Source organism: Clostridium homopropionicum DSM 5847 (assembly GCF_001263795.1).
GTDB lineage: Bacteria > Bacillota > Clostridia > Clostridiales > Clostridiaceae > Clostridium_H > Clostridium_H homopropionicum.
Genome location: NZ_LHUR01000013.1, coordinates 1 through 13,474, shown reverse-complemented (window position 1 = coordinate 13,474; position 13,474 = coordinate 1). Strand labels below are relative to the sequence as shown.

Sequence of the window (13,474 nt, the reverse complement as noted above, 5' to 3'; positions counted from 1 at the left end):
CCTCCACTCCCCAATTAATTAAACCTATTCTTCAATATATGAGCAACAGTAATCTGTAGTTTCTTTTACAATCAATTTGAAACTAGAATTAGCTGGTACCTCAAAAACAGTACCTGAAACATAGGTCTCCCAATTTTCACTGCCTGGAAGCTTAACATGAAGATTCCCAGCAGTAATTTCCATTACTTCTTTATTTCCAGTTGAAAATTCATATTCTCCTGGAAGCATAATTCCTAAGGTCTTTTTTTCTCCATTTTTAAATAAAATAGTTCTACTAGTCACCTTCCCTTCAAAATATATGTTTGCTTCCTTAGCCACTGCTACATTTTCAAATGTATTCATGATAATACCTCCTTCATTTTTATCTCTCCTTCTAGCCAATCAATAAATTGTCTAGCGGTTCTTGCAGAACGGCCATTATGTCTCATTTCCCATTGCAATGCCTTTCTGTGTAGTGTTTCTTCATCCATTTCTATATTTCTTTGTAAAGCTAATCCATCAACAATATCAAGATACTTATTCTGATCTGGGGAAGTAAAAGTAATGGTTATTCCAAACCTATCAGCTAAAGAAAGCTTTTCTTGCATAGTATCGCCTGCATGAACTTCATCCTCATAATTTCCTGACATTAAACCTTGCCTTTCACTAAACTTTTCCTTTATTAGATGTCGACGATTTGAAGTAGCATAAATAACAACATTTTCAGGTCTACTTTCTAGTCCACCTTCTAGTATTGCCTTTAAAGCTGTATAGCTTTCTTCACTATCTTCAAATGCCAAGTCATCAATAAAGAAAATAAAGTACAAGTTTCTATTTTTAACAGCCCTTATTATCTCAGGCAAATCAGGAAGATACTGCTTAGGAATTTCTATAATTCTTAAGCCCATGGTATGATATTCGTTTAATAGAGCTTTTACTGTAGAAGATTTTCCAGTACCCCTATCTCCATACAAAAGTATATTATTAGCAGTATGTCCATTTAAAAAATGCATTGTGTTTTCAATAATCTGTTTACGTTCTCGTTCATAACCAATTAAATTCTTCAACATTATTGGATCAGGAGAGTCAATTCCTTTTAAATATTTTTCATTTCCTTGAGCCTCCCAAACAAATCCTCTATGTTTAGCAAATATTCCAGTTCCATTTTCTTTATAAAAATCGCCTAAAACTTCTAAATAATCGCCCCATAAGCTTGAAGTAACAAGTTTTTCTGCTGTACGTTTATAAGACTCATGCCCACTAAATTTAGCTGATACTTTCCACTTAGGAAGATTTCTTATTATTGTCTCTTCAAAATCCCATTGTGAAAAATGCTTTACTGCATAATTTTTTAAAAAACTAGAACTTAAATTTGATATATTTTGAAGAAAATTTAAGTCTTCTTTTACGACATTCTTATAAGAGTCTTCAATTTCTTTAATGTTAGTAAATTCAGCCTTGCGCGAAAATGGATTTTCATTATAAATTATATAATCAATTATATAGTTTTTAAGTGATCCTGATGGATTTTCTTCCATTAATGAATTGTAAAAATTATTATAGTGGCTAAGAAAGCCACACAAATCACATTCCCCAACATACAAATAATCCACTAATGAATACAATTTGTTTATTACCTTATCTTTTAGTATATCCCTATATACAGATAAAGCTTCAAATTTTAAGCGCATTTCTAAGATGCTTTTTTCTTCTTGTTTAAAATTTCCCTGTTTCATAGTTCTAGCCCCTCTTTTTGATTTTTCAGTTTCTTTTTTATTCTAACGGTTTTTCTAGTATCATTTCAATAAATATTTTAACAAGTTCTTCATCAAATTGAATACCAGAATTCTTTTTAAGTTCTTCAATAGCTATTTTTTCTGGTAAAGCGATTCTATAGCTTCTTTCACTAATTATAGCATCATAAGTATCTGCAATAGCGATTATCCTAGCTTGAATTGGTATTTCAAAAGCTTTTAAGCCTTTAGGATATCCTCTTCCGTCCCATCTTTCATGATGGGCTAAAACGTACTCTGCCATTTCTGATAAATCATTTACTGTACTTAATATTCTATATCCTATCTCAGGGTGGCGCCTAATTTCTTCAAATTCATCTTCTGTAAGCTTTCCTGGCTTATTAAGTATATTTTCATTAATAGCTATTTTACCAATGTCATGAAGTAACCCTACAGTTTTTAGTTCTTGAATTTCTGACTCTTGTAAACCAAGGGCTTTTCCCATGCTTTCGCATAATTCAGATACTCTATGAGAATGCTGCTCTTCTCTTTTATTTTTTTCATGAAGAGTATTAATTATAGCATTTATTGTTTTTCCTCTCATGCTTGGACTTTCAAAGAGTTTTTTCTTATACATATAATCTTCTGCTTTTTTAAATACCTCTTGAATTATCTCTTCCTTATTATTTTTAGTTTCATATCCAAAGGATACAGATAAATCTATTGCCCCTACTTTTTCTTTTAAAGTTAATTCTTTTATATTTTTCACAATTTCTTCAGCTTCATAAATATCTGTTTTAGGTAAGAGAATTACAAACTCATCTCCACTTAGCCTAGCTACTATATCTTTATCCCTACAACCTTTATTTATTACCTGCCCTACTTTCTTTAATAGTTCATCTCCTACTGAATGTCCAAAGGAGTCATTTACAAGCTTTAATCCATTAACATCTGCCATAACAATTGTTAACGGTAAGTTTTTTTCTTCATCTAGCCTTCTCAGCTCTTCTTCGTAAAATCTTCTATTATATAAGCCCGTAAGCTGATCATGATAGTTTAATGCTTGTATACGCTCTTCCCTTTCTTTTATTTTTTCTTTCATGATATAGAAATTATTTGATAATTCTATACATTCTTTATATCCCTTAGATTCTGGCTCTATACTATAATCACCACTGGAAATTTGTTTTGTTTTATTTATAAGATTCTTTAAAGATTTTATTATCATATTTACATTAATTGTAGAAATAATAAAGCTTAGAATTAAGAATATTATCAGCCCAACATAAAAAGCATTTCTAAACCTATCTACAGGTTTAAATATCTTTTCAGATTCTACAACGATAACCGAATACCATCCTGTTGACTTAATTTTTGTTGAATACAACATTAGTTCTCCACTGCTATTAACATTTATCATAGCATTGTTCTGTTTAATGCCTTCCTTTATATCACTGAAATAATCAAATATTCTTCTTTGACTTACATTTTCCCCATTTCTCTTATCGAAAATATAAATTCCATTTTCGTCTAATAAAGATATAGACCATTCCTTTTCTACTGGAATACCTTGGATAATTTCTGTTAGTTTTGATAAATTCAAACTCCCAACTACTACATCACCATTAATATACATAGAAATATTTACAGTTGGTTTATGAGTTTGATTTGAAAGATACACTCTAGACCACATAGATTTACCTGTAATATCTATCTCTTTAAAAAAATCTTCATAAATCATACTAGTTCCAATTTGTTCTTCACTATATGGAGCAATATTTTTTACTCTACCTTCCTTATTAATAATCCTAATACTGTCAAAATAAGAATAAATGTTCCTTATAGAATTTAAATAGGTATTTACTTCATTCTCTTCGATAAATTCTCTCTTAAATAAAACCTCTCTTACCTCATTCATAACATTAATGGGTCCCTGGATAAAGTTCTCAATCTGATTATTTACATGTGTTGTAGTAGTAATATTATTAAGTTTAATCTCCTCTTTTGTTCTTTTATAAAAGGTTGATATAGTTACATATCCAAAAACTAAGGCAGGTAAAACAAATATTAATATGTTACTTGCTAGCATTTGATGCTTTAAACTAAAATTCCTTTTCATATATTATTCAACCTTTCTCAACTCTCCCTTTTCTATCCTAAATATCATATATTTCCTAGTATTGTCTCCATATTTATCTATTTTATAATTTCCTTCTAAACCTTTAAAGTTCTTGATTTTTATAATATTATCCTTAATTGTAGATGGTTTAAAATCGGGTCCCATTTTTATCGCCTCAAATAGAGCCATAGAAGTTTCATAGGAATACACAGATGAAAAAGTTGGACTTTCTCCGTATTTATCTAGATAGCTTTTTTTAAAGTCAACAAAGTCTTTTGACTTACTATTTAAATCAATTGCACCAACTATATACATCCCATCAACTGAACTTCCACCCTTTGTTATCAAATCAGAGGTATTAGACCATAAAGGTGAATATATTTGTATATTACATTCAATTTTTCTTATTTGTTGAGTTATAGTTGCATTATTATCTGCATTAGCAATAATAAAGACTGCATCAGCTTTTGAATCTGCTATTTCCTTTGCAATTCTTGAGAAATTTAAATCCTTATTAGAACTAAAACCCTTTGTAAAAATAACTTGTCCTGAATTTTTTTCCAACAAATCTTTAAAGTTATTATAAAGTGTTTCGTTGAATCCCTTATTTTCTTTATCATAAATTACTGCAAATTTTTTATTTTTATTTTTCTTAGCCATTTCAGTTAAAACTACTGCTTGTTCTTTAGTTGAGGCAATAAACCTAATAAAATTATCATCTTTCTCTGATAAACTATCTGCACTTATGGTTGGACCCAAAAATAATATTTCTTTATCTCTTAAATAGTCAATAGAATTAACAATCATGCCGCTTGTATAAGGCCCAATTACTACACCAACATTTTCATCTATAAATTCTTTATTCATCTGAAGTGCCACTTTTAGATCATTTTTATCATCTTTTACAATTAATTGAACTTTTCTTCCATTTATTCCTCCAGCCTTATTAATTTCATCCGCTGCTAATTCAACTCCCCTTCGACCTGAAACAGATAAATCAGAATTAATACCTGACATAGTTCCTAAAACACCAATTTTTATTGTTTCAGACTTCTTGATGCATCCATTAAAATATACAAAATTGCTGATTAACATTGTCCAAAGAAGTATATGTTTAACTTTATTAGTTTTCATTTAAACTCACTCCTCATAAATAACTTTATTTAAGCTCAATTTAAAAGTTATCTATCCACTATTATACAGGGAAAATTTACATTTTTCATTATTTTTCTATTTTTTTCTATTTTCATTTTAAATTTCGATTATTTTTACGCATTTTTTTGAAATGTATAAAATATTATAGTATAATTGTTTTTAAGTTTTAGAGCTTTTACTGAAAAATAAATACAAAAGGGGTGAAATATGCTATGGATAATAAAAATTTGAAGATTGTTGTGTCAGGAGACATTTGTATTAATTCACTACAATGGATAACAGAACCTCAAAGCAGTACTGGTCTTAATTGGCAAAATCATATAAATATGCACAGCAAATTAGTATCTGGAGAATCCTTGCTTTTATCAGACCTTGTATCTTTAGCTACAGGAGCTACTATCCTTTCACCTAAAATAGCGAATATAGAATCTAATCTTTCAAAAGAATTTATACGTTCTACAGCAGAATTAGATCTTTTCCCTATATCTAACAAAAAGAAGGAAAAAGTCTATAGAGTAAAGCGCTTTCTAGGATTTACCGGTCCAGCCTCTGGTCAGCCTAAATTACTTCCTATAGATAATGATGATATTAATGCAGACATTGTTATTATAGATGATGAAAATAATGGATTTAATTCTAATTCTGACTTTTGGCCTTTATCAATAAAATCAACTGATACATCTCCGTTAGTTTTGTACAAAATGAACAATCCCATAGGATCTAATGAACTTTGGAAGCAATTAGAACAATATCATATTGAAAAAACTATAGTCATTATAAATGGAGATGATCTTCGTTCAAAAGGAGTTAATATTAGCAGAAGTATTTCTTGGGAAAGAACAGCTCAGGACTTTGTGTGGCAAATCAACAATAATCCTAACCTTTCTTTTCTTGCAAAATGCCATCATTTAATCGTGCCTTTTGGTTTAGAAGGTGCCATTTATTATACAAACGCAAAAGCTCCTCAATCAACTCTTTATTTTCTTCCTTACGAATTTGAAGGAGGATCCTTTAAAGATACAGATGGCAAAATGTACGGACTTACCTCTTGCTTTGTAGCAGGTCTTGCACATTGTATTGCAATGGAGCAATCATATGAAGAAGATTTATGTCATTTAATTGGAGAAGGCATTCGAGAGGGGATAGTTTCCGCTCATAAATATTTTTTAAATGGATTTAGCAAGGATTTAGAAGTATATGAATTCCCTAGCCCTTCAATTTTTATAAAAGAAGATAAGGATACTGTATTTACTGAGCTAGTTCAAGATGCCATAATCCCAAATTTGTGTAACTTTGATGCTTACTCTCACTGGTGCATCCTTAAAGATAAAAGTTCTGCAAATCTAGCTGAGATAGCTTATGATATTGTAAAAAATGGAGTAGAAAGTTCCCTTAAATTTATTCCAATTGCACAGTTTGGCAATTTGCAAACCGTCGATAGAACTGAGATTGAAAGCTATCGAAGTATAAAAAATCTCATGGTTGAGTATATTTCTTCCAAAAATGTAGTTAGACCACTTTCAATTGCTGTTTTTGGAACTCCCGGTTCTGGAAAATCTTTTGGTGTAACAGAGGTAGCAGCTAGTATTTCTCCTGGGTTAATTGAGAAATTAAATTTTAATTTATCTCAATTTAGGAATCCATTAGACTTAATTAATGCTTTTCATAAGGTAAGAGATCTATCTTTAGAAGGGAAAATTCCATTAATATTTTTTGATGAATTTGATTCTGCCTTTGAGGGTAAACTGGGATGGCTTAAATATTTTCTAGCTCCTATGCAGGATGGTGTTTTTAGAGAAGGTGATTCAATACACCCTATTGGCAAAGCAATATTCGTATTTGCTGGTGGAACAAACAGCACTTTTGGAGAATTTTGTGGAGAACATATCCAAGATGAAACTGCTAAAAATAAATTTTTATTAGAGTTTAAAGGAGCAAAAGGTCCAGATTTTATAAGCCGTTTAAGAGGCTATGTAGATATTTTAGGTCCAAATCAAACTGATGCTGAATGGGATCAGTTATTTATTATTAGAAGAGCTATGCTCTTACGTTCTCTACTTGAACGTAAAGTACCTCATCTAATAAATGATAATAGTGAAGCACAAATTGATAATGGTGTTCTTAGGGCATTGCTAAAAATTCCAAGGTACAAGCATGAATCAAGATCTATGGAAGCAATATTAGAAATGAGTATGCTGACTAACGCCAAAAAATGGGAACAATCTGACTTACCTTCTAAGGAACAGCTAAAACTACATGTTGATGAAGAACAATTCTTACGACACTTAATGCAAGATGCTTTTTTTAGTGAAAAGATCGAAACTCTTGCTACAGCTCTTCATGAAAAATATAGAGCTCTAAGCAAATCTGACCTTTCAATGGATAAAGACTTTTTAATGCCTTGGCAAGAACTTAGTGAAGACCTAAAAAGATCTAATAGAGATATGGCTAAAAACATTCCTAACGCACTGATTAAAATAAATTATGATGTTATTTCTGTTAAAGAAATTCCGTCCTTTATGGAGTTTTCAGAAGAAGAGTTAGATGCTTTAGCTGAAAATGAACATACCCGGTGGTATCGTCATAGAAAAAAAGATGGTTGGACATATGGTGAAATTAAAGATCATAAGAAAAAAACTGACCCTGGATTAGTTTCTTGGGAGAAACTACCGCAAGTAAAAAAAGATAAAGTACGTAAAATGGTTAAAATTTGGCCAGAAATACTCGCTCAATCAAACTTTAAATTAGAAAGATTAAAATATTCTTCTTGTGAAAATCCTGGCATTTACTAAAAATCAGTTTTACCTATTGACAACAAATTTTATTCACTGTAAGATTATCATAATAAGAATACAACCACAAACTGTTGATTGAGAGTAGTAACGTAATCAACTTATGTAAAGAGAGTCGCAGATGGTGAGATTGCGACCATAAGCTTATTGTGAATGGACTCATGAGGGTTTTGCAGAAATTCATTGAAGTGTATGCAAGCCGGGAATTCCACCCGTTATCCATGGATAGTGTATGTTTGTACATTAAATGAGTGGCGTTTATTCGCAATTTGGGTGGTACCGCAGAGATTACAGTCTTTGTCCTATACGTGGACAAGGGCTTTTTTTTATATAATATTAATATAGAAAATGAAAGGAATGAATACTATGCCTAAAACACCTTATAAAATTTATTTAACTGAAGAAGAAATGCCCAAAAATTGGTATAATTTAAAAGCTGTAATGAAAGAACTACCTACTCCGTTTATTCATCCAGGTACTTTAAAACCTTGTACTGCTGAAGATCTTGAGCCAGTATTTTGTAAAGAGCTTGTAGAACAAGAGCTTAACACAACAGATAAATATATAGAAATCCCTGAGGAAATTCGCGACTTTTACAAAATGTATAGGCCTTCTCCTCTAGTTCGTGCTTATTGTTTAGAAAAGTTGCTTGATACACCTGCTGAGATCTACTACAAATTTGAAGGTACAAATACTTCTGGATCTCATAAATTAAATTCTGCTGCAGCGCAGGTATACTATGCTAAAAAGCAAGGAATAGCAAGTCTTACTACTGAAACCGGTGCTGGCCAGTGGGGAACAGCCCTATCAATGGCATGTGCTTACTATAACATTCCTCTAAATATATTTATGGTAAAAGTATCTACAGAACAAAAACCTTATAGAAAAGCTGTTATGGAAACTTACGGAGCCAAAGTTACCCCATCTCCATCTGATACAACTGAAGTTGGTAGAAAAATTTTAGCTGAAAATCCTGGTACAGGCGGGTCCTTAGGCTGTGCAATTTCTGAGGCTATGGAAGTGTCTATGAAGACACCTAATTGTCGCTACGTTTTAGGAAGTGTGCTTGATCATGTTCTTTTACACCAATCAATTATTGGAGAAGAAGTAAAAATAGCATGTGATAAGTATGACATTAATCCAGACATTATCATTGGCTGTGCTGGAGGCGGTTCTAATTTAGGTGGTTTAATTGCACCATTTATGGGAGACAAAATTGAAGGAAAAAACAACATAGAATTTATTGCTGTTGAACCAGCTTCCTGTCCTTCTTTAACAAGAGGTAGGTACGCTCTAGATTTCGGTGATACAGGCAAAACCACTCCACTAATGATGATGTATACACTAGGTTCAGGCTTTATGCCATCTCCAAATCATGCAGGTGGTCTTAGATATCATGGAATGAGTCCTATTATTTCAAAGCTTTATCATGATGGATACATTACAGCTCGTTCCGTAGAACAAACAAAGGTGTTTGATGCAGCTACAATGTTTGCTCGCTGTGAAGGTATTCTCCCTGCTCCTGAATCTTCTCATGCCTTAAAGGTTGCCATTGATGAAGCAATTAAGTGCAAAGAAACTGGAGAAAAGAAAACAATTCTATTTGGCCTTACAGGTACAGGTTACTTCGACTTATCTGCTTACATGAGCTACAACAGCGGAACTATGGAAGACTACATACCTACTGATGAAGATCTTGAAAAAGGATTTGCTACTCTTCCAAAGGTACAACTATAAATAATAAAATAATTTATAAAATAAAAACGATACATTTATATATTGTATCGTTTTTATTTCTAAATATTATATTTAAAACTTTTCCCAGGAGCTTACCTCTTCTAAGTTTTTACGACTTCTCTTTGCAGGCTTTTCATTTGGATATCCCAGAGTAATCAGAGTATAAATTTCATAGTTTTTAGGAATTCCAAAATACTCTTTTACTTCTCTGCATTTATCAGTTTCTTCTGTAATATTATTCTCAATGCCCCCTAATACACAAGCTCCAAGTCCTTGATTGCTGGCTTCCAATGCCATAAATGCAGCTGCGTATGATAGTTGTTCCAGTACCCTTGCTTTAACTGTTTCAATGCCTACATTTAATGGACTTGTAATTTTTCTATCTAAATACTTTCTCAAATCCTCTTCACTCATTCTTTCACCTAACTGCTCCATCAATAATCTTACCGCTTCATCTCTTTGAAATCCATTCATATCACCTAGAACTACAATAACAACCGGCGCCTTTTGTACTAACTTAACGGTTGTTACAATTTCCGCCAACTTATTTTTGCCACTATCCTCAGTGATAACTAGAAAATGCCACGGTTGTAAATTCTGCCATGACGGAGCCATACGACCAGCTTCTAGAATTGCATTTATTTTTTCTTTTTCAACTTCTTTTTGTTCATATCTGCGTATACTTCTCCAATTTTCTATAGGATTTAATATTTGCATTTCCCCATACCCCCCCAGTTAATTTTTACCATAATTATATCATAAACATAATTTCATTAGAAGCTGCACATTTTAATATATTTTGAATATATGTAAAAATAGTTTTATAATAGTTATTGTTATACAATATAACTATTATAACTTAAGGAGCGATAAAATGAACAAAAAATATCTTGCTTTGCTAACTTCCTCACATTTTATTATAGATATATTTCAAGGAGCACTGCCAGCACTGCTTCCATTTTTAATACATGAACATAATTTAACCTATGCAGCTGCAGCAAGTTTAGTATTTGCAGCAAATATAAGTTCTTCAATAGTTCAACCACTATTTGGCTTTTATTCTGATAGAATTTCTCTTCCTTGGATAATGCCTCTTGGTCTTTTTCTAGCAGGAGCAGGGATTGGACTTGCAGGAATTTTGCCAAGCTATTGGCTAATATTAATTTCAGTAGCTATCAGCGGTATAGGTATTGCTGCTTTTCATCCAGAGGCTGCACGTGTAACAAATAGTATTTCAGGCGAAAAAAAAGGAACTGGAGTCAGTACCTTTGCAGCAGGTGGAAATATGGGGTTTGCAATAGGACCCATACTTACAACTTCAATTGTTTTATTATTAGGGTTAAAAGGCTCTTTACTTCTGATTTTACCAGTTATTATAGTCTCCCTTATATTGTTAAATCAGTTGAAAAATCTTTACAATCATGAACATTCTGAGGTTACTAAAGTATTAACATCAGAAATAATTAAGGATGAGTGGAATTCCTTCTTGCGGCTTTTAACTACAATTTCCTGCAGATCTATAATATTTTTTGGTTTTAATACTTTTTTACCTCTTTACTGGATAAATAATTTTGGACAATCTAAAGCTGCAGGCAGTACTGCTTTGACAATACTGATTGTCACTGGAGCTATAAGTACTCTTATTGCTGGACGGTTAGCCGATAGATTTGGCCATAAGCAAATAATTATAATAGGCTTTGCATTACTTATACCACTGTTGCTAGTTTTTATTAATATTCACAGCGTTAATATTGCAACTGCAATGCTAGTACCTATAGCCATGGCTTTATATGCACCTTATAGTCCAATGGTAGTTTACGGTCAAAAGTATCTACCAAACCATATGGGGTTAGCTTCTGGAGTTACTCTTGGTTTAGCTGTAAGCGTAGGTGGTGTATTCGCCCCTGTTTTAGGATGGATTTCGGATAATTATAGTATCCATACAGCAATTTCTACCCTTGTAATCATACCAATTATTGCAACTGTCGTAGCCATTACTTTGCCTACACCTAAAATAGATTTAAAAAACAAAATTATTAAAACTTCATTTTAATTTTTTGTATGATTTTTATTAAATTCTTTTGCCTCTATCATTCTTAAATACATTGCTCCGTATTTTTCTAGAATATGTTCAACAGCTTCAGCATCATATTCTGTACAAAAGTCTTTATCCTTTATGGAAATAAGATATTGATTAATATATCTAACAAGTTTTTCATTTATTATTGTATAAAATAAAGGTAAATCTCCTAGCTTACTCTTTAAATTCTTCTTTAAAAATACTTTTTTGTTATTTACATAAGCAGAGATTCTGAAAAAATCAGAATCATAATTAAGCAATTCATCATCTAAAATTATAACTTTAATATTGCTGTTCTTTTTCATGCATTCTACTATTTTCAGTGCATGATTTTTTCTTTGTTCCACAGATAAATTATATACAATATTGGTATAAAATATCTCTCCTTCTTCAATATACTTCATAAGTGCAGACTTTAAGATAATAAAATTAATTTTGCTTTTTTCAAACATTTCTTCCCAGGTAATTTGCAGCTTTCTGATTAAGAAGGCTGTATCCTCACCAAAACCTTGTGCATAAGCTGTTTCAACAATATCTGAAATCACTTCAGAGGGTAGTAAAAATTCAAATCCTCTAGTAGAAAGAAATTGAAACTCATTATTTGAATAAAATTCTGTTCTATATCCCCCTTTTTCTAGAGATGAAACATCTGTTGACCTAATTAAAATATCTCCAATTCTAAACTTTGAAATAGCTTTATCATATATTGTATTTACAATTTTCTCATCAGTTATAATAGTTGCTACCTCTATTAAGCCATCACAATCTAAAGAACATGTAATTGCAAATTTATCTTTAATTGCTATTATATTTAACTTATCCATATCTTTGTTGTCATAAAAGTCAAATTCTACATTCCATCTTTTATTTAGAATGGAATATATTTTCCCTAAATAAAAATTGGGGTTTTCTTCAAATTCATTCATGTTAAAGCCCATTTTTGCATTCACTTTAACATCTTGAAGCTTATACTCTTCCATTAAATCTATATTCATGTTAGCAGCTGTTTTACAGATATCCATTGTACAGATTAACTCAATATCTGTTGTAGAATTTTCTAAGGTTGTTGAAATAAGCTCTCTAATAAAAGTAGCTGCATTATTTTTTCCTACAATAACCTTGTTTCCTTCCTGTCTTTGTTCAGCTTTTTCAGATAAATCCTTTTCTGATTTTTTATATGCAGTATCTAGTAAATCATATATGCTACTTTTTAATTTATCATTATTACTAGAATCCTCTAAGCCTATAGGTTCTGGAATTTCAAATGTTCTATAAAATTTTTTTACCTTATTTTGTTTAATAATTTCCTCTGAAAAAATTTCTGATGCTCTTTCATTAATAATTCCTATATTTTTACTAGTAGGTATTTTAATATTCTTACACCATTTGCTTATATAAGAAATATCATACCCTACAGCTTTTGATAGAACAACAAATTTTGTATCTGAAAAACATAACAATTCTTTTAATATAGAAGCATAATTTTTTGTAGTTTTCACGAGGCACCTCCAAATCTTAAGAAGAAAAACAAATTGGTTATATTATAGCAATAATATTTTTAGAATTCAATGTACCCTAAAAGACAAAAAAATTAAAGAACTTTTAAGGCTTATTGCTAAGCCAAAAAAGATCTTTAATTAAATATTGGTTTATATAAGAAGTTAGATTTAAAGCATTTCACTAAAGCTTTGAACTCTTGTTTTAGTTTGTTCAAAGGATGTTGTTTCTAAGTCAATTTCTATATACAAATTCTTAATTCCAGCTTCTTCAAACTCTCTATAGTATATTGGATAGTCAAATTCTTCAGGATCACAGAATTTCATCATGCAAATTACCACTGCATCTGCCTTATATTTATTTACCATATCTATAAGCATTT

General features: G+C 31.1%; 10 protein-coding genes and 1 other annotated feature. Of the genes, 3 read left to right on the top strand and 7 right to left on the bottom strand.

Going from position 1 to position 13,474, the window contains the following annotated elements:
* Window positions 1-24 precede the first annotated feature (24 nt).
* From ppnP to CLHOM_RS04955, 4 genes are read right to left on the bottom strand one after another with little or no spacing between them, the layout of a single operon-like run.
* On the bottom strand, window positions 25-342 hold the full coding sequence (gene ppnP, locus CLHOM_RS04970) for a pyrimidine/purine nucleoside phosphorylase (protein WP_052220590.1): 318 nt from the start codon (window positions 340-342) through the stop codon (window positions 25-27).
* On the bottom strand, window positions 339-1,715 hold the full coding sequence (locus CLHOM_RS04965) for an ATP-binding protein (protein ID WP_052220589.1): 1,377 nt from the start codon (window positions 1,713-1,715) through the stop codon (window positions 339-341). Before CLHOM_RS04965 ends, ppnP begins: the two co-directional genes overlap by 4 nt.
* A gap of 37 nt (window positions 1,716-1,752) precedes the next feature.
* Window positions 1,753-3,831, bottom strand: a complete 2,079-nt coding sequence (locus tag CLHOM_RS17820; RefSeq protein ID WP_082204359.1) for an HD domain-containing phosphohydrolase — start codon at window positions 3,829-3,831, stop codon at window positions 1,753-1,755.
* Between the two features lie 3 nt (window positions 3,832-3,834).
* Window positions 3,835-4,965 (bottom strand): ABC transporter substrate-binding protein, encoded by a 1,131-nt coding sequence (locus CLHOM_RS04955; RefSeq protein WP_052220588.1) that lies wholly within the window; start codon window positions 4,963-4,965, stop codon window positions 3,835-3,837.
* Between the two features lie 233 nt (window positions 4,966-5,198).
* Here CLHOM_RS04955 and CLHOM_RS04950 point away from each other — a divergent pair, with 233 nt between their 5' ends.
* Together CLHOM_RS04950 and CLHOM_RS04945 are read left to right on the top strand one after the other, a co-directional pair.
* Window positions 5,199-7,778: a RyR domain-containing protein gene (locus CLHOM_RS04950; protein ID WP_052220587.1), complete on the top strand. Its 2,580-nt coding sequence runs from the start codon at window positions 5,199-5,201 to the stop codon at window positions 7,776-7,778.
* Between the two features lie 65 nt (window positions 7,779-7,843).
* Window positions 7,844-8,086, top strand: a binding site (T-box leader).
* A 58-nt stretch (window positions 8,087-8,144) separates the two neighbouring features.
* A complete protein-coding gene (locus tag CLHOM_RS04945) occupies window positions 8,145-9,515 on the top strand; it encodes a TrpB-like pyridoxal phosphate-dependent enzyme (protein ID WP_052220586.1) in 1,371 nt (456 codons plus the stop codon).
* Window positions 9,516-9,587: 72 nt separating this feature from the next.
* Here CLHOM_RS04945 and CLHOM_RS04940 read toward each other — a convergent pair whose 3' ends face one another.
* Complete coding sequence (locus tag CLHOM_RS04940) at window positions 9,588-10,232, bottom strand: nitroreductase family protein (protein WP_052220585.1); 645 nt, start codon at window positions 10,230-10,232, stop codon at window positions 9,588-9,590.
* A 157-nt stretch (window positions 10,233-10,389) separates the two neighbouring features.
* Between CLHOM_RS04940 and CLHOM_RS04935 the strand changes: the two genes are divergently transcribed.
* Entirely contained in the window at window positions 10,390-11,568 is a 1,179-nt protein-coding gene (locus CLHOM_RS04935; RefSeq protein WP_052220584.1) for an MFS transporter, read from the top strand.
* Here the strand turns inward: CLHOM_RS04935 and CLHOM_RS04930 are convergent.
* Together CLHOM_RS04930 and CLHOM_RS04925 are read right to left on the bottom strand one after the other, a co-directional pair.
* Window positions 11,565-13,094 (bottom strand): hypothetical protein, encoded by a 1,530-nt coding sequence (locus tag CLHOM_RS04930; RefSeq protein ID WP_052220583.1) that lies wholly within the window; start codon window positions 13,092-13,094, stop codon window positions 11,565-11,567. The genes CLHOM_RS04935 and CLHOM_RS04930 overlap by 4 nt on opposite strands.
* A 168-nt stretch (window positions 13,095-13,262) precedes the next feature.
* On the bottom strand, window positions 13,263-13,474 hold a 212-nt coding region (locus CLHOM_RS04925), incomplete at its 5' end, for a 2-hydroxyacyl-CoA dehydratase (protein ID WP_161803198.1).

Bases quoted from the DNA above. Each gene is read 5' to 3' on its own strand.
- ppnP (WP_052220590.1), bottom strand. From the start codon at position 342: ATGAATACATTTGAAAATGTAGCAGTGGCTAAGGAAGCAAACATATAT.
- CLHOM_RS04965 (WP_052220589.1), bottom strand. From the start codon at position 1,715: ATGAAACAGGGAAATTTTAAACAAGAAGAAAAAAGCATCTTAGAAATG.
- CLHOM_RS17820 (WP_082204359.1), bottom strand. From the start codon at position 3,831: ATGAAAAGGAATTTTAGTTTAAAGCATCAAATGCTAGCAAGTAACATA.
- CLHOM_RS04955 (WP_052220588.1), bottom strand. From the start codon at position 4,965: ATGAAAACTAATAAAGTTAAACATATACTTCTTTGGACAATGTTAATC.
- CLHOM_RS04950 (WP_052220587.1), top strand. From the start codon at position 5,199: ATGGATAATAAAAATTTGAAGATTGTTGTGTCAGGAGACATTTGTATT.
- CLHOM_RS04945 (WP_052220586.1), top strand. From the start codon at position 8,145: ATGCCTAAAACACCTTATAAAATTTATTTAACTGAAGAAGAAATGCCC.
- CLHOM_RS04940 (WP_052220585.1), bottom strand. From the start codon at position 10,232: ATGCAAATATTAAATCCTATAGAAAATTGGAGAAGTATACGCAGATAT.
- CLHOM_RS04935 (WP_052220584.1), top strand. From the start codon at position 10,390: ATGAACAAAAAATATCTTGCTTTGCTAACTTCCTCACATTTTATTATA.